The sequence below is a fragment of the Sediminispirochaeta bajacaliforniensis DSM 16054 genome, assembly GCF_000378205.1.
Lineage (GTDB): Bacteria > Spirochaetota > Spirochaetia > DSM-16054 > Sediminispirochaetaceae > Sediminispirochaeta > Sediminispirochaeta bajacaliforniensis.
Genome location: NZ_KB899420.1, coordinates 24,540 through 43,324, shown reverse-complemented (window position 1 = coordinate 43,324; position 18,785 = coordinate 24,540). Strand labels below are relative to the sequence as shown.

The 18,785-nt window shown below is 49.1% G+C and carries 19 protein-coding genes; 12 read left to right on the top strand and 7 right to left on the bottom strand.

The genetic code is table 11. The annotated features are described in order from the left end of the window. Positions 1-37: 37 nt before the first annotated feature. The 8 genes from F459_RS0114695 (at position 38) to F459_RS0114660 (ending at position 7,472) form a co-directional block, all read left to right on the top strand. On the top strand, positions 38-1,009 hold the full coding sequence (locus tag F459_RS0114695) for a tripartite tricarboxylate transporter substrate binding protein (protein WP_020613477.1): 972 nt from the start codon (positions 38-40) through the stop codon (positions 1,007-1,009). Between the two features lie 62 nt (positions 1,010-1,071). Further along, complete coding sequence (locus tag F459_RS0114690) at positions 1,072-1,530, top strand: tripartite tricarboxylate transporter TctB family protein (protein WP_013253375.1); 459 nt, start codon at positions 1,072-1,074, stop codon at positions 1,528-1,530. Between the two features lie 21 nt (positions 1,531-1,551). Beyond that, entirely contained in the window at positions 1,552-3,069 is a 1,518-nt protein-coding gene (locus F459_RS0114685) for a tripartite tricarboxylate transporter permease (protein ID WP_026295046.1), read from the top strand. Beyond that, positions 3,069-3,500, top strand: coding sequence for an HIT family protein (locus tag F459_RS0114680; protein WP_020613474.1), 432 nt, complete (start codon positions 3,069-3,071; stop codon positions 3,498-3,500). The genes F459_RS0114685 and F459_RS0114680 overlap by 1 nt, the downstream gene beginning before the upstream one ends. A gap of 3 nt (positions 3,501-3,503) precedes the next feature. After that, the gene (locus tag F459_RS0114675) at positions 3,504-4,463 is read left to right on the top strand and encodes a phosphoglycerate dehydrogenase (protein ID WP_020613473.1); all 960 of its coding nucleotides are present in this window, start codon (positions 3,504-3,506) and stop codon (positions 4,461-4,463) included. Positions 4,464-4,638: 175 nt separating this feature from the next. Further along, entirely contained in the window at positions 4,639-5,601 is a 963-nt protein-coding gene (locus F459_RS0114670; protein WP_020613472.1) for a LacI family DNA-binding transcriptional regulator, read from the top strand. A gap of 3 nt (positions 5,602-5,604) precedes the next feature. Further along, positions 5,605-6,510, top strand: a complete 906-nt coding sequence (locus F459_RS0114665; RefSeq protein ID WP_020613471.1) for a PfkB family carbohydrate kinase — start codon at positions 5,605-5,607, stop codon at positions 6,508-6,510. Continuing rightward, positions 6,507-7,472, top strand: coding sequence for a LacI family DNA-binding transcriptional regulator (locus F459_RS0114660; RefSeq protein WP_020613470.1), 966 nt, complete (start codon positions 6,507-6,509; stop codon positions 7,470-7,472). Before F459_RS0114665 ends, F459_RS0114660 begins: the two co-directional genes overlap by 4 nt. Positions 7,473-7,630: 158 nt before the next feature. On the opposite strand, the gene F459_RS0114655 is transcribed toward F459_RS0114660, so the two are convergent. The 6 genes from F459_RS0114655 to F459_RS0114630 all read right to left on the bottom strand — a co-directional run bounded on the left by F459_RS0114655 (position 7,631) and on the right by F459_RS0114630 (position 14,134). Next, positions 7,631-8,467 carry a carbohydrate ABC transporter permease gene (locus F459_RS0114655; RefSeq protein ID WP_020613469.1) on the bottom strand — a complete coding sequence of 279 codons (837 nt, stop codon included), beginning with the start codon at positions 8,465-8,467 and terminating at the stop codon, positions 7,631-7,633. Then, positions 8,460-9,350: a carbohydrate ABC transporter permease gene (locus tag F459_RS0114650; RefSeq protein ID WP_020613468.1), complete on the bottom strand. Its 891-nt coding sequence runs from the start codon at positions 9,348-9,350 to the stop codon at positions 8,460-8,462. Before F459_RS0114650 ends, F459_RS0114655 begins: the two co-directional genes overlap by 8 nt. Continuing rightward, positions 9,343-10,698: a family 4 glycosyl hydrolase gene (locus tag F459_RS0114645; protein WP_020613467.1), complete on the bottom strand. Its 1,356-nt coding sequence runs from the start codon at positions 10,696-10,698 to the stop codon at positions 9,343-9,345. Before F459_RS0114645 ends, F459_RS0114650 begins: the two co-directional genes overlap by 8 nt. Then, on the bottom strand, positions 10,695-11,651 hold the full coding sequence (locus tag F459_RS0114640) for a carbohydrate kinase family protein (RefSeq protein ID WP_020613466.1): 957 nt from the start codon (positions 11,649-11,651) through the stop codon (positions 10,695-10,697). The genes F459_RS0114645 and F459_RS0114640 overlap by 4 nt, the downstream gene beginning before the upstream one ends. A gap of 66 nt (positions 11,652-11,717) precedes the next feature. Further along, positions 11,718-12,998 (bottom strand): extracellular solute-binding protein, encoded by a 1,281-nt coding sequence (locus F459_RS0114635; RefSeq protein WP_020613465.1) that lies wholly within the window; start codon positions 12,996-12,998, stop codon positions 11,718-11,720. Between the two features lie 107 nt (positions 12,999-13,105). Next, positions 13,106-14,134 (bottom strand): LacI family DNA-binding transcriptional regulator, encoded by a 1,029-nt coding sequence (locus F459_RS0114630; RefSeq protein ID WP_154651700.1) that lies wholly within the window; start codon positions 14,132-14,134, stop codon positions 13,106-13,108. A 2-nt stretch (positions 14,135-14,136) separates the two neighbouring features. Here F459_RS0114630 and F459_RS23975 point away from each other — a divergent pair, with 2 nt between their 5' ends. Together F459_RS23975 and F459_RS0114625 are read left to right on the top strand one after the other, a co-directional pair. Further along, positions 14,137-14,382 carry a hypothetical protein gene (locus F459_RS23975; RefSeq protein ID WP_154651699.1) on the top strand — a complete coding sequence of 82 codons (246 nt, stop codon included), beginning with the start codon at positions 14,137-14,139 and terminating at the stop codon, positions 14,380-14,382. A gap of 11 nt (positions 14,383-14,393) precedes the next feature. Continuing rightward, on the top strand, positions 14,394-15,767 hold the full coding sequence (locus F459_RS0114625) for an aldehyde dehydrogenase (RefSeq protein ID WP_020613463.1): 1,374 nt from the start codon (positions 14,394-14,396) through the stop codon (positions 15,765-15,767). A gap of 5 nt (positions 15,768-15,772) precedes the next feature. Here F459_RS0114625 and F459_RS0114620 read toward each other — a convergent pair whose 3' ends face one another. Next, positions 15,773-16,441, bottom strand: a complete 669-nt coding sequence (locus tag F459_RS0114620) for a GntR family transcriptional regulator (RefSeq protein WP_020613462.1) — start codon at positions 16,439-16,441, stop codon at positions 15,773-15,775. A 177-nt stretch (positions 16,442-16,618) separates the two neighbouring features. Between F459_RS0114620 and F459_RS0114615 the strand changes: the two genes are divergently transcribed. Together F459_RS0114615 and F459_RS0114610 are read left to right on the top strand one after the other, a co-directional pair. Beyond that, positions 16,619-17,539 carry a dihydrodipicolinate synthase family protein gene (locus F459_RS0114615; protein WP_020613461.1) on the top strand — a complete coding sequence of 307 codons (921 nt, stop codon included), beginning with the start codon at positions 16,619-16,621 and terminating at the stop codon, positions 17,537-17,539. 45 nt (positions 17,540-17,584) lie between these two features. After that, positions 17,585-18,751 (top strand): pyridoxal phosphate-dependent aminotransferase, encoded by a 1,167-nt coding sequence (locus F459_RS0114610; RefSeq protein WP_026295044.1) that lies wholly within the window; start codon positions 17,585-17,587, stop codon positions 18,749-18,751. The last annotated feature ends 34 nt before the right edge of the window (positions 18,752-18,785 follow it).

Here is an 18,785-nt window from a genome sequence, read left to right as displayed (position 1 = left end):
GCAATTCTTTCCCGAAAGGGATACAAAGGAGCAATATATGAAGAAAAGAGTTTTCCTGGCCCTGATCGTAACATTCCTGCTGTTCTCCGGCGAGGTTTTCGCGAATGGAGAAAAGGAATACCCGAATCAGAACATCAACGTTATCGTTCAGTATTCTGCCGGCGGTGGAACGGACCTGTCCGTTCGTGGCGTTCTTGATGCAGCGAAGGAAACGCTTCCTTCCGGTACCAATTTTGCCGTTTCCAATGTTACCGGAGGTGCCGGCCTCATCGGACTGAACCAGGTTGTCACCTCTCCCTCCGACGGTTACACCCTCGGCGTGCTTAACACCGACCTCGTCATCAACTACTGCCTGGGGCGAACCAAGATTTCCGTAGAAGACTTTGAGCCTATTGCCTGCGCCCTGATCGATCCCTTTGTGCTGATTGCGGCTGCCGATGCGCCGTATACAACCTTCGAAGAGTTCATCGAATATGCAAAGGCTCATCCGAATGAGATTGTTATTGGAGAAACCGGAATGGGTGCGGCTCCCTCGCTTGCGGTCCTTGCCATCGAGCAGTTTTTCGATGTCAAGTTCAAGACGGTATCCTATGGAGGGAGTGCGGACTGCGTGACCGCCATCGTCGGCGGACATATCAATGCAACCATCGCCCAAACCGTCAATGCGGCATCGCAAGTTCAAGCCGGGAACCTCCGTTTCCTTGCATCGATGTCCGAAGAGCGGCTTTCCACCTACCCTGATGTGCCCACCATGAAAGAGAGTTATGCAGATATCGATTTCTTCATGCCCGGCTTCTGCATTATTTCTGCCAAGGCCGATGTAGATCCTGCAAAGGTGGAATATCTGCGAAACGTTTTACGGCCTGCAATCGATTCTGATGCATTCCAGAAAACGCTGAAAACCATGGGAATGCAGACAATCAATATGGATGGGGCGGAGACTAAGGCCTTCCTTGCCGATCAGCTGAAACTCTATTCGAAGCTTTGCAAGGATATCTCTGTCAAATAATCGAAACGAGTGAACGGTAGCCCTTTTTGCGCCGCCGTTCACTCCTCATCAAGGTGACGTACGTGAAAAAATATAATATCGGAACCGCGATACTGCTCATCTGTGTCGGGATCTATGTGATTCATTATTCCGGCGGATTTGACCCAATTGTAAATGGAACCCCGGGACCAGGCTTCTGGCCGAGAATTCTTGGTGTCTTGCTCATTTTCGTCTCCACGCTGCTTGCTGTAACGACGATATTCACACGGAAACAACTTGCCGATCATCTGATTGATTTCAAGGCGAAGGGCTTTCGCCAGGTCGTTAAATTGTTTGCCGTGATGATTCTCTTCGGTGTTGGACTTAATTTTATCGGCTTTCTACCTTCGTCATTGCTTTTTGTTGTACTGGTTATGTGGATCATGGGCGTGCGAAGTATACCAAAGATCTGCATTGCAAGCTTTGCAATCACCATAAGCATTTATGTCATATTCGCAGTGGCTTTGGGCTTGGTTTTGCCCAAAGGGAAGCTTTTCTATTAGCCAATTATATCGAGGAGAACAATGAGCGCTTTCTTCCAAGCTTTAGCATCGGTTATTAGTCCGGCGAGCCTTTTGTCGTTATTTTCGGGGGCTCTCTGTGGGGTCTGGGTCGGTGTCATGCCCGGCTTATCTTCTGTTATGGGCATGTCGATTATGCTTCCTCTTACCCTCTCGCTTTCCGGTTCAAACGGCATCATGATGATGCTGGGGATTTTCTGTGGGGCAATCTATGGGGGGTCGGTCACCGCAATTCTCTTGAATACTCCAGGAACGGCGAATTCGGCTGCTACCTGCCTTGATGGGAATCCCATGGCAATCAAATACAAGCAGCCCGGTCGTGCCCTTTCTATTTCCACTACAGGCTCTACCTTCGGGGGGATGTTTTCTTCCGTTATGTTATTGATAACGGCCCCCCTGTTGGCAAAGGTCGCTCTGAAGTTCAGTGCACCGGAATACTTTGCCCTGGCTGTGTTTGGCTTATCGGTGGTTACCAGTGTATCCAGCACGAGTATGCTGAAGGGAATCATCGGAGCCATCCTTGGTTTGTTGCTTGCAACGATCGGCATGGACAGCTTTACCGGAGATTTCCGATTGACCTTTGGGACGATCTATCTTTCGGGAGGCATCTCCTTTATTCCGGTTCTCATTGGTTTATTTGCATTTTCTCAGGGGCTTATTACCGTTGAAGAAACCTTCAATAAAAAGAAGGAAGAGGTACAAAAGACAAAGATAGAGCGGATCTTTCCATCCAGACAGGATATCAAGACAATTTTTCCGTCTCTTGTTCGTTCCAGCCTTATCGGTACCTTGATAGGTGCGATACCGGGGACAGGTGGCGATATTGCCGCCTGGGTCGGCTACAACGAGGCAAAGCGCTGGTCCAAGCATCCCGAGAAGTTCGGCGACGGAGCTCCCGACGGCATTGCAGCTCCGGAAGCCGCAAACAATGCCATAAGCGGCGGGGCCTTGATTCCCCTTCTCACCATGGGAATTCCCGGTGATGCCTGTACCGCAATTATGTTGGGTGCCTTGATGATGCAGGGTATAAGCCCTGGGCCGTTACTGTTCACCGAACAAACCGAAAAGGTCTATCTCATCATCGTGGGATTGTTCTTTGCCAATGTTTTCATGGCAATCATAGGCTTCAGCGGTATCAAGTTTTTCTCAAAGATTGTCAATGTTCCCAATCACCTGATGACTCCCATCATTTTCGTTTTCTGCTTTGTCGGAACCTTCGCGATCAATCATAACATTAACGATGTCTACCTGATGATTATCTGCGGTATCCTTGGATATTTCATCATCAAAATGGAATTTTCCATTCCTCCTATCATTCTGGGACTGATCCTGGGCGCGACAATCGAGAACAATTACCGAAGGGCGATGGCCCTGTCCGATGGAAATGCATGGATATTTTTCCAGCGGCCCATTTCCTGTGTTCTGCTGATCATCGGAATCGTTTCTTTATTCTATCCTCTCTTTTTCCCCATCATCAAACGTAAACTGGCGGAGCGAAAGAGCCGCAGGATTAATGCGTAATGGATACGAAAGATGTGGATCAATGCATCTGGTGTGACAGGGACGAGGCTCTGGAGAAAGTTGTCAGGGAGATCGCAAGTTTTCCGACGGGAACGCTCTATCTGCATCGTGACCAAACACACCGCGGAAGGTGCATCTTCGCTTACAAGGAACACCTACGGAAAATAACGGAGCTTTCACGTGAACAGTACATGGCGTTGATGGGAGATATTCATACTTCCGTTTTAGCTATCACCAAGGCCTTGAGCCCGGATAAAGTGAACATTCTTATTCTTGGAGACACCTCCGAACACATGCACATTCACCTTTGCCCGAAATATCGGGATGGGAAGCAATGGGGAGTTCCCTTTGCCGTGGATGAGGCAAAGCCGTTGCTGCTTGACGATGCAGCTCTACACATATTGGTCGATCGAATGAAGGAGTATATCTAAATTATGGGGAAAATACTGATAACGGCATCTCACTATGCGCAATTGTGTGCACCTGCAAAGGAGATGCTTGAAAAAGCGGGACATACGGTTGTTCTCAATAAGAGTGACATGCCCTATTATTCTTTCGAGCAGCTACGTCCTCTGGTGGCGGATATTGATGCTGCGATCATCGGAATGGATCGATGGGATGAGGAAATTTTCGCTCTTGCCCCGAGGCTCAAGGCTATAGCCCGCTTTGGTGTCGGAATAGATAATATCGATCTATCCGCGGCCCGGCAGCGAGGCATCAAGGTAACCAACGCTCTCGGCATGAACGCCAATGCAGTGGCGGAGCTTGCCGTTGGGTACATATTTGACATGGCAAGGAATACCATTCGCCTCAATGCTGATCTCAGCAAGGGGGTTTGGAGTCGGGCCGTGGGACACGATCTAAAGGGGAAAACCGTTGGCTTGCTTGGTTTTGGGGATATTGCCCGCCGTGTCGCAAAAAAATTGTCGGGGTTTGAGGTGAGGATTCTTGCGTGCGATCTGTTTCCGAACAGGGAGGCGGCAGCGGCGCTGGGCGTTACCCTTGTGGATGAAAAGGCTCTTCTTGCGGAAAGCGACATTGTCAGTATCCATATTCCTAGTACCAAGGAGACCCGCCATTATATGAATAGGGATACGTTTGCCCAGATGCGAAAGGGGGCCTATTTCATTAATACCGCGCGAGGTGCTTTGGTCGATAGCGAAGCATTGTGCGATTCCATTGAGGCCGGGCACCTCGGTGGGGCTGCTCTTGATGTTTTTGAGACGGAGCCCCTGCCGAAGGAGAGCCGGCTTATTGCCGTAGATAAGATTATTTGTACTCCCCATACAGGGGCCGAAACCTTTGAGACCTACACTGCGGTAAGTCTCTGTACGGCACAAGCCGTCATCGATGTTCTGAATGGAAAAGAACCCCAAAACTGGGTAAATACATGATGACGAAATTCCCGTAGGGTATATGTTTCGTCCGCCGCCGTTAAAAATTGATGATCGGGTGCTGAATGGGAAGCCTTTCAGCACCTGAAATGCTTCCTCAAGGTCTGCTATAGATGTATACGTTCTGATTGCATCTCATATTTGTTGTAGGTTACAATAGGCCCAAAAGGGGGGGATGTTTTTGGTTACACTCAAAGATGTTGCGGCGCGCGCTGGGGTAAGCATTGCAACGGCATCGCGAGTGATCAACGGAAATCAAAACGTTACGGAGGCTTCCCGAGAGCGTGTCCTAAAATCTATTCAGGATTTGGGGTACTACTCAAATGAGGTCGCCAGAGGATTACGGCAGGAGTACCTGAAAATCATCGCCGTTACTCTTCCTACCATCGCTAACCTTTTTTTTGCCGAAATGCTCCAAGGCATAGATGATGTGACTACCATAGCAGGCTATAGCATGCTCTTTAACGATACGACGAAAAATGACGAGGTGGAACGGCAATGCCTGAGGAATATCAGGAGTATGGGTATTGCCGGCAGCATTGTTTTTCATCTTGATGTTATGGACAACATGTTGGTACAACTTTGTGATGCCAATTTTCCGTGTCTGATCATTGGGGACACGGTGCAGGAGACGGTCGGAAAGGTTTCCTTTGTCCAATACGATGTGAAGGCCTTGGCCCAGTCGGCTTTCTTGCATCTCGCTCAATTTCAGCCGAACGATATCTGGTTTTTTTCCTCGCTGTTTAACGGAAACATCTACCTGGATGAGGCTTTAATTGCCCAATGCCCTGCAAAGCTTCATTTGGTGCTGACTACCGACGATCCTAAGGATGCAGAGCGGATGTGTCGAAAATATGATATACACGGGCAGGGACACGCATTTATATCTGTCAACGATTTTCAGGCTTTGGGTATCCTGAACTATCTGAGAAATCGGGGCGAGCCGATGCATCTTGTCAGTTTCGGTAATACCTCTCTTGCCCAGAATTTATCACCCCAGATAACCTCCGTTGCTCCTTCCGGATATCAGATCGGCGTTGCCGTGGCAAAGATGATTCTTGCGGAAATAGAGGGGCAGGCCGTCGATGAATCGTTATCCACATTACTTACCCCGGTTCTGATCCCCCGGGAGACCTAAAAAATGAAGGCCGAAGCCCTTTTCTTTGGTGTACTTAATATCGATATGGTCCTGGAGGCTGGTAGGCAAGTCATTGGGAACAAGATTATGGGGGAACGAGTGTCGACCCATGCCGGCGGCTACGGGTGCACCCAAAGTTTTGGTTGTTCCCGGTGCGGTATACCTTCCGCCGTGATGGGAAAAATCGGGGATGATGCCTTCGGCCGCGACATCATCGAAACCGTTCGGGAAGAAGGGGTCGATTACAGCTTGGTTCAGGTGGTAGCCAACGAAAAAACAGGACTGTCCACTATCATCGTCCGTGCCGATGAGCCCAATATGTATTTGGACTTTCTCGGTGCCAACTTTACTTTAAATAGCCAGTATATTGCAAGTTGTGAAGAGCAGATTAAGCAGTGTGGTTTTATAGGAGCTCATCTCGGAGTGGCTACCGTACAGCCTTCCCTTACGCTTTTGGAATTGGCCGAACGTCATCGTATTCCCACGGCAATCAATTTTTCCACGGTCGACATTCCCGAAAACGTGTTTTCAACAAAACCCGATTTCTTAATTTTGTCTTGTAACACGGCAAGCCTTTTGTGCGGATTCCCGGTGGATAATCTGAAAGGGGCAAGGATTGCGACGACCCTCCTCCTTTCTCGGGTAAAACAGGCGATTGTCTTTCAGATGGAAAATCTTGGAACGATCGTGGCTACCAGCCATTCCTGGGATATTATCGACCCTTGTCCCGAGCGAAAGATTATTGACCCGTCGGGTATGTCTGATTTCTTTACAGGAGTCTTTATTGCCCAAATGATCAAGGGGCACGGACTTTTGGATAGTGCAGCCAAGGCTCATGATGCCGCCATGACCTGTGCTCAGCGCATCGGCGTCTATGAATCATTGCCGACCAAAGAGGAATTGCAGTGAAAAAAAAGACGCTTAAGGAAATTGCATCGATCGCCCATGTCTCCCCTGCAACGGTATCCTTGGTACTTAACAACAAAACGGGAGTCGGAGAGGAAAAACGTAAGGCTATCCGGGAGCTGCTGGAGGCCAATGGTTATCCTACTGAGACGAGCAAAACGATCTTGTTTCTCAAGTACCGATACCATTGCAAATTAGTTGAGGAAAATCAGGGATCGGTTGCATCGATCTTCGAATACATCGTACAAGAATGCAAGGTCCATGGATACCGGGTTACCATGATCGCCTGTGATCATGCCTTGGAAGAAGCCTTGCAAGAGCTTGATATGGCCTCTTTCTGTGGGGTGATCGTTTTAGGGACAGAACTGCAGCCTGAGCAGTATTCACTTCTCGACATGATTGAAGCTCCTTATCTTGTTCTGGATAACAACATGAAGGGACATGTCTGCAGTACGGTAGGTATCGACAATGAAGAGGGGGTTCGGAGCGCCCTTTCCCTCTGCAATGAAGCGGAAATTGCCTATCTCAAAAGTAGTTCCTGGACGGCCAATTTCCAGGAGCGAAGTGATGCACTCTTCTCGGCAGCTGCTGAAATGGGGCTATCGGTAAAAACGCTTTTACTTGAACCGACCCTGCTTGGAGCCTATGAATCGATCAAGAGGCTCATGCCCTTTCAGTTGCCGAGGTTTGCATGTGCCGATAATGATATTATCGCTCTTGGTGCCATGAAGGCACTGCTGGAGGCAGGCTACGATATCCCCGGCGATTGTTCTGTTGTCGGATTTGACGATGTTCCCTTTGCAGCGATACATGTGCCGTCCCTTACTACCGTGCGGGTTCCCAAAAGCATGATAGGGATACAGGCTGTCGACCAGATACTTAAATGTATTGCAGATGCCGATTATCGCTATCTGAAGTCGCGAATTTCCGGACAATTGGTTATTCGCGAAAGTACGAGAGCCTGAAACTACCAGGATTCGTAACACTACCACCGCGTTAAGGAGACGGAGGGCGCCGCCAGGCGGTCCGAGGCGGGGAGCCGAGGACGGGAGCGAAAGCGCACCCCGGAGTCGACTGGCCCGTGCACTCAGGTGCACGGGCAACGCCCAGGAAAAGAATTCGATTATTCTTTTAATGCCCCTGCTGTTATTCCTGAGATTACATAGTGTTGCAGGAAGATATAGAGCAGAATAATGGGGGCCGTCATTAAGGTTGCGCCCATGGCGATCAAGGGGGTGTTGCCGACATACTTGCCCTGGAAGAAGGCCATACCGACAGGCAGGGTCCTGAGCGCTTCTTTGCTGATGATCACCAGGGTTAGAAGGAATTCATTCCAGGTCCAGGTAAAGAAGAATACGATGAGCGTGATGACCGATGGTCCTATCATTGGGGTTATGATCTTCCACAGCACTTGCGAGGTTCCTGCACCGTCGATTTCGGCAGCCTCGATGAGCGATTTTGGGATCTCTTTCAGGGTTCCCCGCATGAAAAAGGTTCCGAATGGAATGCCCATGGCAATTTGGGGGAGGATCAAGCCGGGAAGGGTATTGAGTAAGCCCATTCCCTTGAGGTGGTGATAGAGTTGGATGACCACGACTTCCATCGGGATGGTCATACCGAAGAGGACGATGCCCCACAGAAGGGTTTTTCCGGGGAAGCGAAAATAGGCAAAGGCATATGCATTTGTCAGTGACAGCATGATCGAAAACAGCACTACGGGAATGACGACAAGAACACTGTTTTTGTAATAGATACCGAAGTGCCCTTGCTCCCAGGTTTTCGCAATATTTTCCCAATGCATCTGCTGCGGAGGACCGAATACATTATGCACCAGTTCCGCTTTGGTTTTGAATGCGGCACTCCAGATTAATGAGAACGGAGCACAGGCAATGATTAAAAAAAGTACTAAGATCAGAAAACAGATGACGCGGGAGACGGGAATTCTATGGTGTTTATTCATCGGTGTGCTTCCTTCGTAATGTGGTCATGCCAAAAGAAATTCCGTAGATGATGAGCGCAAGTGTCACGGCAAGTGCTGCGGCGTAGCCGTACCGGTTGTATTGGAATGCGTTTTTGAAAACATAGAGGGAGATAACATTGGTTGCATATCCCGGCCCACCTTTTGTCATCACATAAACGAGATCGAAGGTTTTAAGCGAGTTGATAAAAAGAAAAATCGTTACAACGGAAATTTCGTGATTCAGCGACGGAAGGGCGATATACCAGAATTTATGCAGCGTATTTCCTCCGTCGATGGATATCGCCTCGTAAAGGGAGTGAGAGATTTTGCTGTACCCTGCCAAAAAGATGACCATCGCAAAGCCGTGGAATACCCAGGTTCCTGATATGCCGACGGCTGTAAGGGCGGTAGCGCTGTTGCCCAACCAGGCTTTCGTCATATCCGAAAGGCCTATGCCCCGCAGAAATGTGTTTATGACGCCGAATGAGGGATTGTAGATCCATCTCCAGATGACTCCGACAACAACGAGGGAAAGAATGTAGGGCATGAACAAAACCACTTCAAAGAGTTTACGTATTTTGTATCGATTAAGTTCGATTATCGATGCCAGCACCAGGCCGATGAGCGTGGGTAATACCATGATAAAGATGACTAATACCAGATTGTTTACCAGCGACCGGTAAAAGATGGGATCGGAAAAAAGTGTTAGGAAATTTTTTATTCCCACACATACTTTCGGCTGCAGTCCGTTCCAGGAGAAAAAGCTTAACTGGAGGGTCTGAAGCACGGGAATAAACAAAAACAGGCAATAGATGAAAAATCCGGGGAGGAGATAGAGATAGCCGCGAAGGGGTGAATCATACAGGGATCTATGTTCACTCATCATCACTTCCTATAGATGCAAAGCGCTTGTTCAGGTCGTCAATGATCTGCGGAACAAGATGCTTGGCGACCACGGGATTCTCTTCCAGGGCCGCGATTTGGGATTCCCGATCTCTCTTTCCTGCGGCGGCGATGGTAAGCCGCTCGAATTTCTTGACCTGCTTGATGAGATCGGTGGCACATGCGGGTAGTTCGGTCGTTGTTTCCGTTGCATGGCATTGGCCGTTTTTGCATAGGCATGAAGTTTCGATGACATCGCTATCTGTAAGATAGGGAAGGGTACCCCTGTTTGCGACATTCACAATCAGCTGCTTGCCTTGGTTTGTATCAACCAGGGCTTCGACAAGGTTGAATGCAACCGCATCATATCCCCACAACCCCGTGTGGGTAAGGATGTCGAAGCGTGGTGCTTCTTTTCGTGCATACCCGGTTTCCTGTGTCATGTACGATCCGTCGCGCTGTTGAATATAGTGGTTATACACATCGATAGGGTTTGTACCTGGAACCGATAGTGCTTCATAGTACTGCTTATTCAGCGTATGAATAACCTGTCCGCGTGTCTGTTTTACACCGGCCATTTTTTTTGCTATGGTTTCGTGATAGAGATAATAGTAGAGATACTCGTTCGGCAGTATATGGTAGGTTTGTATGTGATCGACCAGATCTTGATAAAATGGTTCCTGTTTGACAAACTCCTTTAATCGTTCGTGAACAAGTTCTTCCATTACCCCTTTCCCGTCTACCTTTACCGAGGTAACCCATCCGAGGTGGTTTAGCCCGGTATAGTGTGTCGTGATATGATCCTTGGACACTCCGTATAGCGTTCCGACGAATTTATCAATCATGATAGGTGCATCGCAGATGCCGATCACCTTTTTGTGATTGCTATTTTCCAGGATGGCCTGTGTGATCATTCCCGAGGGGTTGGTAAAATTGATGATCCATGCCTTGGGGTTTATGCGGTGGAGGATGTTTGCCTGCTCCACAACAACGGGAATGGTTCGGTAGGCCATGGAGAATCCGCCGATTCCGACGGTTTCTTGCGGGAGTTGTCCGAACTTTAGGGCTGTCGTTTCATCGGCAATCCTGCTTTCGTCTCCTCCTACACGAATTGACGAGAAGACGAAATCGGCCTGCTCCACGGCTTCCTGATACGAGGATGCGATTGTTAGCTTCAGCCCCTGTCCCGATGCTGCAATGATCGCCTCTATTACCCGTGCATTGAGCTCTAGTTTCTGCTGCTTTTTATCGTAGAGATACAGATGTTCAAGCTTCATGTTTCGGGAAAGCAGCCCGCGTATTAATAAAGGTGTTCTCGGGCTTCCAGCCCCTATTACGGCAAGGATCATGTATGTGCCTCCTCTGTTTCTTTTTCAAGTTCTTTTTCAAGATCAAATCGCTTTCGTACATCTTCGATAGTCAGATCGGAACTGCAGGATCGCAGATCTTCCGTCGACATTGCTCCCACGATATTTGCAAAGCGTATCGTATCGGCAATCGAAAAACCATGGGCCAGGCCGTACAATAGGCCTGCAGTAAATGAGTCACCGGAGCCGCTGGGGTTTACCGCTTTTACCTGCGGTGCGGGAATCTGAATTATCGTTTCGCTTTCGTCTATCGTCATTGCCCCTTTGGGGCCTAGCGTCACCACCGGGTGTGGGACGTATCGGCGTAAGTGATGCACCATGGCAGCCGGATCTTGTTCGTTTGTGATTAAACGAGCCTCTTGTTCGTTTGGAAAAAACCATGATACCTCTTTTAATGCACTAAAGTCGTCGCTTTTCCAGGCCAATGCCTCTTCATAGCCGATATCCGAGGTAATAATCAAAGAATCTCTGCGATCGGATATATATTGTTGAATTGTAGGATGCTGCAGTTGGGGAAAGTCGACATGTAAGAATCGAAATTCTTCTATATCTGCGGGTTTGAGCTTTTCGAATATGTGGGGAAGATAACGTGCAAGCTCCGGTCCCTTTTTCGATATAAAACTCCTGTCATTGTTTTTCGGAATGCAGATACTTACACCGGTTTCTTGTGTCGGCTCGTGGTGTATAAGTCTATCGGAGATCCCGATTTGCGTGAGGTAGTCTATGAGGTATGCCCCAAAGAAATCTGTTCCTATTGCCGATGCCAGTGATACGTTCATGTTAAGGTTTTTCAGTATCACGGTGGTAATAGCGGATCCTCCGGGAGACGTGATGATGCTATCTATATAGAGCTCTTCTCCTTTGTTGGGGTACTCAGAAAGTCCTTCACAAATGATGTCTACGAATACCGATCCGACTATGAGAACGTTGTTCATGCTGCTCCTCGTTGTGTAGGTATATGAGGGCCCCGAGAGAGTAGATAGGGCCCTGTACTGCGATTGTTATTTTGCCGGATAGTAGCTGTTGTAATCAGCCTGCAATTTTTCCACGAACTTCTGCGGGGTAATTTCAAGAGCGGTCAGCTGTTGTACGGCAGCTGCACATGTGTCATAAAAGGTAGGCGTGATCCAATCTATGTAATAGCCCATACCGTTGATTTTGTTTATATCGTTGTAGGCTCTTAAAATATCCTGATATAGTTGTGGCGAGTCCTGATAATCTGATGCCGATACGGTCTGTGCCGGCAACATCATTTGATCGGCCCATGCCTTCGCCGTCTGCTTGGAGGCTAGGAAGTTGAGGAATTTTGTAGCCTCTTCAGGGTGTTCCGACTTACTTGATATGACAAAGGGAATGCCGGGGCCGCCAATGGCTTTCAGATGGGCCGCATCATCGGCCGGAAAAAGGAAGAAGCCGACCTCGAAGGGGGCATTTTCGAGCATCTCCCCCATTAACCAGTTGCCGGTCAGCATAAACAGGGAATCTCCCATGAAAAACATATTTGCAGAGTCGTCATAGCCGATTCCTGAAAAATCTTTTGTAAAGTAGCCTGCCTTGACCCACTCCTGTAGTTTCGTTGCAGCCTTGCGGTTCGCATCGGCCGTCCAGAAGTTCCCGGTCTTCCCGCTCATCATATCATCAAGCTCCGTTCTTGTCGTAAACACATGCTGCAGCGCGCTGAATTCATGAATACCGGTCCATCCGTCAAGGTTTCCAAAATTAATCGGCGTATAGCCCGCTTTTTTTGTCGCGGCAAGGATATCTTCGAGCTCTTTGAAGGTCTTGGGAATAGAGAAACCAAGCTGCTTAAACAGCTTTTTATTGTAGAAAAATCCGACAACCTCTGCGGTCGTCGCGATACCGTAGTAGTCGCCCTGATATCCCATGGCTTTCAGCGTAGCCTCGGAGAAGATCTCCTCCCAATGCTCTTTTGCGGCTGTCTCGTTCATGTTGACGATGAGGCCGGCTTTTACGAATGCGCCCATGTCGGCCTCGCCCTGATTGAGCTGCATGATGTCGGGACCGGTCCCCGATTCGACAGACATCTTTAACACCAGTTTCAGGTCGTCGAGGGTTTTTGTCTCTCTGACAATATCAATATCGGGATTCTCGGCCTCGAATTCCTGTACGAGGCCATCCATAATCGTACTTTCGACTCCTCGGTAGTACTGGTCCCACAAGATAAGTCGTGTTTTCTCCGATTGTGCTTCTTGGCTGCCTGCGCCCCATACCGCAGAAGCGGTCAATAGGCAAGCTAAACATGCCATTCCGATCTTTTTCATAATGCCTCCTCAAAAGTTATGGTACAAGGGTATTGGGAAAACGTTTTCCTGTCAAGTTTTTCCTTCCTCCGTTTTTTGTCATTTTTTGTCGGCATGGATTATTCGGTTTAGGAGATGTTTCTACATGAGGAACGGACCCGTAACTGATACTTGAGAATTTCGTCCTGTTCGATTGTATTGCCCGATATCATTGTCATAAGTTTGTTTGCTGCAATGGTTCCGAGTCGCTCGATCGGCTGTTCGACGCTTGTGAGCTGCGGATTGGTAAATGCTCCGAGTTCTATTCCATCGAATCCGAGGATCGATATGTCATGGGGTATTGATAAGCCTGCTTCGCGTACGGCTTGAAAAGCACCTACCGCCATTTCATCGCTCATCACAAAAACCGCCGTGACTCCCTTCGTCGTATCCAGCAACTGACGCATTGCTGCTTTTCCTGCGCCAAAGGAGACTCGCGTGTATGCTGGTCCGTCTTCGCTGTAGATAATAAGATGCTTGTCGAACTGGATACCGTGGTCGGCAAGTGCCTTGCGATATCCTCCGATCCGCTTTTCGGCCATCGAATAGCTAACGGTGCTGATGACACCGATGTTCGTGTGGCCGAGTCCGAGCAGATAGGAGGTTCCGTCATAGGCCGCCGCAAAGTCGTCGATTCTGACCTGGGGATAGCCAATGTTGCGAATATCGATATTGCATTGCACCATCGGAATAGTATTGTCGTGAAGACGTGAATAGATTTCCGGGCGTGATGATTCATGCATCATGATGATCCCATCGGTTCTGCTTTTTACCAATACTTCCAGATATCCTGATTCGTTGTTTTGATGCTGTGCGTCATCCGGGTCTTTGACCAGGCACAGCAAGGCCTTATAGCCATACTGATCAAGTACCTTTTCTATGCTGTAAAATATTGCCTGGTGATATAATTCTGAGGTATTCGGCATGATGACCCCGACGGTGAAGCTTTTTTTCAGCACCATGCTTCGGGCAACATAGTCGGGAACATAGCCGACATCCTGGATTGCCTGCTCCACTCTTTCTCTCAGATCGTCGCTTACCGGCTTTGTTCCGTTGAGAACACGGGAGACTGTCGATACGGAAACTCCCGCAATCTGTGCTATTTTTCGTATGCCCATAGGTGATAGTATGGTATACATCGGACAAAGGACAAGTGCTTCTTTTTTACCACCAGGATTCGGAACACTATCCCCGCGTTAAGGAGACGGAGGGCGTCGGCGGTCCGAGGCGGGGAGCCGAGGACGGGAGCGAAGCGTACCCCGGAGTCGACTGGCCCGTGCACTCAGGTGCACGGGCAACGCCCAGGAGAAAAAAGGGAAAAGCGCTTGTACGAGCCGTGTGGACCGTCGTATGGTTAAGGATATAAGGAGCGTAGTCATGGGTGATATGAGTGGGGTTCTTGCCGATCAGCGGCGTTTTTTTGAAAGCGGTGTTACGAAGGATCCGGCCTTTAGGCGAAGGCAACTCCTGCGCCTGGGCAGGGCTATTGAGGCGAACGAATCTGCGGTGCTGGAGGCGCTGCGGGAGGATTTGAATAAATCCGCCTATGAGGCGTATGCAACGGAAGTTGGCATGGTGCTGGAGGAGATCGGCTTTATGGTGCGGAACCTCGGGCGTTTGTCGAGGCCGAGGCGGGTGAAGAGTTCGATTGTGCATTTCCCTTCCAAGAGTGTGGTGTATCAGGAGCCCTATGGCCTGGTTCTGATCATGTCTCCCTGGAACTATCCCTTTCAGCTTACCCTTGCACCCCTTGCAGGGGCCATTGCTGCGGGAAATGCGGCGGTGGTGAAGCCTTCAAACTACTCGCCTCGAACCTCGGCGGTGATCAGGAAGATCCTTGCGGAGAGCCTTGATGAGGGGCTTGTTTCGGTGGTCGAGGGTGGACGGGAGGTGAACCAGTCGCTTCTTGAGCAGCATTTTGATTATATCTTTTTTACCGGCAGCGTGGGGGTGGGACGGACGGTGATGCGATCTGCCGCCGAACATCTGACGCCTGTTACCCTTGAGCTTGGAGGAAAAAGCCCCTGCATCGTGGATGAGAGTGCGAAGATTGCCCTGGCGGCAAAGCGGATCGTCTGGGGAAAGCTTTTGAATGCGGGCCAGACCTGTGTGGCGCCTGATTATATCCTGGTGCACCGCACAGTGAAGGAGGCGCTGCTTGAGGAGCTTCGGCGTTCGATCGTAGATTTCTTTGGCAGGGAGCCGGAGCAGAATCCCGACTATCCGAAGATCGTCAATGAGAAGCACTTTGCCCGATTGCGGGGCTTGATGAAAAGCGGGTCGATTGTATTCGGAGGCGGAGTGAATGAGTCGACGAGACAGATTGCTCCGACGATTCTGGATGATGTGGATTGGGATGATCCGGTGATGCAGGAGGAGATTTTCGGTCCCATTATGCCGATATTGGTCTACGATCGTCTGGAAGATGTCCTTGCCAGGGTCAGCGAACGGCCCAAACCGCTTGCACTTTATCTGTTTACCGGTTCGCGGAAGATTAAGAAGCTTGTCACCGAGCGCTGTTCCTTCGGCGGCGGCTGTATAAACGACACGATTGTGCATCTTGCCACCTCCTACCTGCCTTTTGGGGGAGTAGGGGAGAGCGGTATGGGCGGATATCATGGTGAGGCAAGTTTCCGCACCTTTTCCCACAGTAAAAGTGTGCTGGAGAAGAGCAACCTCATCGATGTTCCCCTGCGTTATCCTCCCTATAACAAGGGGTTGGGGCTGCTGCGGCGGATGTTGAAGATGTAGGCGCTTCAGGTTTTTCCCGTTTCGCTGTGAAAGGAATTAATCGAATCGTTGTAGACTTCTTTTAGGTGGATCTCAAGCATCTCGATTCCCCGTTCCCGATTGTTATCGGTGATTGCTTCGATGATTTCCGTATGCCTTCGTATCGCGAGGCGCACCTGTGCCGGTATGAAGGTGTGAATTCTGAAGAATTCCACCTGATTTCGTGTGTTCTCAAAGAGCTCGAGAAGACGGCTATTATTGGTGTGTCTGGCTATGACAAGGTGGAAATTGCGGTCGTACAGGAGAAAATCTTCGAATTTGTTTTCTTCCTCTGCAACGAGTTTTTGATTTTCCCGAAGCTCCTGGAGAAGTTCTTTTCGTTCTTTTTTCATCGACAGCTTGAGGCTGTAGGTTTCCAGCATGAGCCGTATTTCCGTTACCTCGTTGATTCGCTGCAGGGATGGTCTGGCTACAAAACTGCCTTTGTTGGGAAGGATATCGATGAAGCCTTCCATCGAAAGCCTGTCGACGGCCTTTACAACGGGGGAACGACTGATACCGTAGTTGCTTGCAATCTGGATGATGTCGATGCGTTGGCCCCAGTCCATATGTCCCATGAGGATTTCCTGTTTTATTCGTTCGTAGCACTCTTGGTTGAGGGATTTTAATTCGATCTTGCTTTGATTTTCCTTCATCTCATTCTCCGATTTGGATTATATCATACATATAACAGGTTTTTTTGCAGAATGCTACATGTTGGATTGAAAATGTTGGTTGACAGCTGTGAAAAACGGGACTATGCTTATATCCAACATGTTGCATATCGGGTGTGTGCATGAAAATCTTACATATCTTGAGAGAGGAGAATGGCAATGAAGATTCCACATGGAATTATCCCGGCAATGTTATCGATCTTTAATAATGATGGCAGTCTGGATATTGAAGGGCATAAGGCATTCACTGAATGGCTCATTAAGAAGGGCGTGCATGGGCTTGCTCCCTGCGGAAGCACGGGCGAGGCCGCGGCAATGTCGGATGAGGAGCGGATTAAGATCGCCAAGGCGACCGTTGAGCAGTCCGCCGGAAGGGTCCCTGTATTCGCAGGTGTCGTTCACTATTCGACCCGTCTGGCCACCAATTTGGCAAAGGCCTACATGGATATCGGTGTAGACGGACTTATGGTTTTACTTCCATACTATTACAAGCCCACTATCCCAAGTGCTCTGAACTACCTTCGGGCGATTTCAAAGGCTGTGGGAATGCCGATCATGGTTTACAACAATCCTTGGTTTGCCGGATTCGAACTTACTCCCCAGCAGATCAAAGATCTTGCCGATGAGGGGGTTGTGAACGCGGTAAAGGCGGCCCATGGTGATCCTATGAGGGTCAACTACATCAAATATCTGTGCGGTGATTCGGTCTCCACCCTGTATGGCCATGATTATTCTCCCTTGGAGGCCTTTGTCGTCGGAGGAGACGGATGGCTTTCGGGGCTTCCCAACCTTATTCCCGATTTAGCGGTGGATCTGTTCAATGCCGTTACCGTAGACAAGGATCTTGAAAAGGCTCAGAAGATCTGGAAACGGATATTGCCGATTGCCTACTACTTTATGTATGAACGGGTGGGCGAAAATCAGTCTCCCCACTGGTTGACCGTTTTCAAGGAAGGCCTTCCTCTTTTAGGCCAGGATGTCGGAATCCCCCGGCTTCCTGCGGAAGCGATGAATTCCCATCAGAAAGAGGTTTTTCACTCCTATCTGTCACAGGTATACCCCGAAATCAAGAGCCTGTAACAGAACAATGTCAGACTGATAACCGGATAAAACGAGGATTTTGACATGAAAAAACTATCGAAGCGGAATGGTAGTATAACGCCATCTCCCATACGTAAAATGTTTAATCTGGTCGGTTCGAAGGCGAATACGATCAATCTTGTTCTCGGTGAGCCGGATTTCCCGACACCAAGACATATCATAGATTTTTCGTACCGCGCTCTTTGCGAAGGTAACACCCATTATACCCATAACTCCGGTATGGAGCTCTTGCGCAAAACCATCGCTCAGAAATTGAACAGGGAAACCGGTCTGGATTATCAGTTTGACAGTCAAATTATAGTAACGGCCGGGGCACAGGAAGCCTTGTTTCTGACCTTTCAAACGTTGCTGGAGAAAGGTGACGAAGTCATACTTTCGAATCCTTATTACCCTCCCTATGCGAATGAAATCGCTTTGGGAGGGGGAACTCCCGTATTTGTCGATGTCCATGAACGGGACGGCTTTGTTTTTACCCTTGCATCTTTGGAGAAGGCAATTACAAAACATACGAAGGCGATACTTGTAAACTCTCCTGCAAATCCTACCGGAGGGATGATTGCTCCGGAGGTATTGCAGGGAATAGCAGAGTTGGCCGTGCGGTACGATTTGTATGTCGTCACCGATGAGGTGTATAAAGCGTTTCGTTATGACGGCGAGGCCTATGTCTCCATCGCTTCTTTTCCCGGCATGAAGGAACGAACCATCATCCTGGACAGCCTTTCGAAGAGCTATGCCATGACAGGGTGGCGAGTCGGCTTTGCGGCTTGTAACGATGATATCTATGCCCACATGATGCATATGCAGGAAAATGTCATGTCCTGTGTCAGCACAGCCGCACAATTTGCAGCAGTTGAGGCCTATGCCGGCCCTCAGCAAGCTCTGCACGATATGATCGGCGAATATGGAAAACGACGGAGATTAATTGTCGACGGCTTGAACAGCATACCGCATATCTCTTGTATCGAGCCCAAAGGCGCATTCTATGCCTTTGCAAATATGTCGGAAACCGGCATGAGTTCAGAAGAATTTGCCATGTCGCTGTTCGATGATACGGGGGTCCTTCTTGTTCCCGGGTCCGGTTTCGGCAGCGCAGGAGAGGGCTATATACGAATATCATTTGCAACTTCACAAAAAATCATTCAGGAGGGTTTGAACAGGATCAATAGCTTTATTGCAAAGAAATGTCATTAAATTTCGAACGGGCATGCAGCCTGTAAAAGGAGGG

What these genes read in the sequence shown, in the direction of transcription:
- F459_RS0114680 (WP_020613474.1), top strand. Translation starts at nt 3,069, where the DNA reads ATGGATACGAAAGATGTGGATCAATGCATCTGGTGTGACAGGGACGAG.
- F459_RS0114615 (WP_020613461.1), top strand. Translation starts at nt 16,619, where the DNA reads ATGAAGATTCCACATGGAATTATCCCGGCAATGTTATCGATCTTTAAT.
- F459_RS0114610 (WP_026295044.1), top strand. Translation starts at nt 17,585, where the DNA reads ATGAAAAAACTATCGAAGCGGAATGGTAGTATAACGCCATCTCCCATA.
- F459_RS0114625 (WP_020613463.1), top strand. Translation starts at nt 14,394, where the DNA reads ATGGGTGATATGAGTGGGGTTCTTGCCGATCAGCGGCGTTTTTTTGAA.
- F459_RS0114620 (WP_020613462.1), bottom strand. Translation starts at nt 16,441, where the DNA reads ATGAAGGAAAATCAAAGCAAGATCGAATTAAAATCCCTCAACCAAGAG.
- F459_RS0114635 (WP_020613465.1), bottom strand. Translation starts at nt 12,998, where the DNA reads ATGAAAAAGATCGGAATGGCATGTTTAGCTTGCCTATTGACCGCTTCT.
- F459_RS0114650 (WP_020613468.1), bottom strand. Translation starts at nt 9,350, where the DNA reads ATGAGTGAACATAGATCCCTGTATGATTCACCCCTTCGCGGCTATCTC.
- F459_RS0114640 (WP_020613466.1), bottom strand. Translation starts at nt 11,651, where the DNA reads ATGAACAACGTTCTCATAGTCGGATCGGTATTCGTAGACATCATTTGT.
- F459_RS0114670 (WP_020613472.1), top strand. Translation starts at nt 4,639, where the DNA reads ATGTTTTTGGTTACACTCAAAGATGTTGCGGCGCGCGCTGGGGTAAGC.
- F459_RS0114665 (WP_020613471.1), top strand. Translation starts at nt 5,605, where the DNA reads ATGAAGGCCGAAGCCCTTTTCTTTGGTGTACTTAATATCGATATGGTC.
- F459_RS0114685 (WP_026295046.1), top strand. Translation starts at nt 1,552, where the DNA reads ATGAGCGCTTTCTTCCAAGCTTTAGCATCGGTTATTAGTCCGGCGAGC.
- F459_RS0114655 (WP_020613469.1), bottom strand. Translation starts at nt 8,467, where the DNA reads ATGAATAAACACCATAGAATTCCCGTCTCCCGCGTCATCTGTTTTCTG.
- F459_RS0114645 (WP_020613467.1), bottom strand. Translation starts at nt 10,698, where the DNA reads ATGATCCTTGCCGTAATAGGGGCTGGAAGCCCGAGAACACCTTTATTA.
- F459_RS0114630 (WP_154651700.1), bottom strand. Translation starts at nt 14,134, where the DNA reads ATGGGCATACGAAAAATAGCACAGATTGCGGGAGTTTCCGTATCGACA.
- F459_RS0114695 (WP_020613477.1), top strand. Translation starts at nt 38, where the DNA reads ATGAAGAAAAGAGTTTTCCTGGCCCTGATCGTAACATTCCTGCTGTTC.
- F459_RS0114675 (WP_020613473.1), top strand. Translation starts at nt 3,504, where the DNA reads ATGGGGAAAATACTGATAACGGCATCTCACTATGCGCAATTGTGTGCA.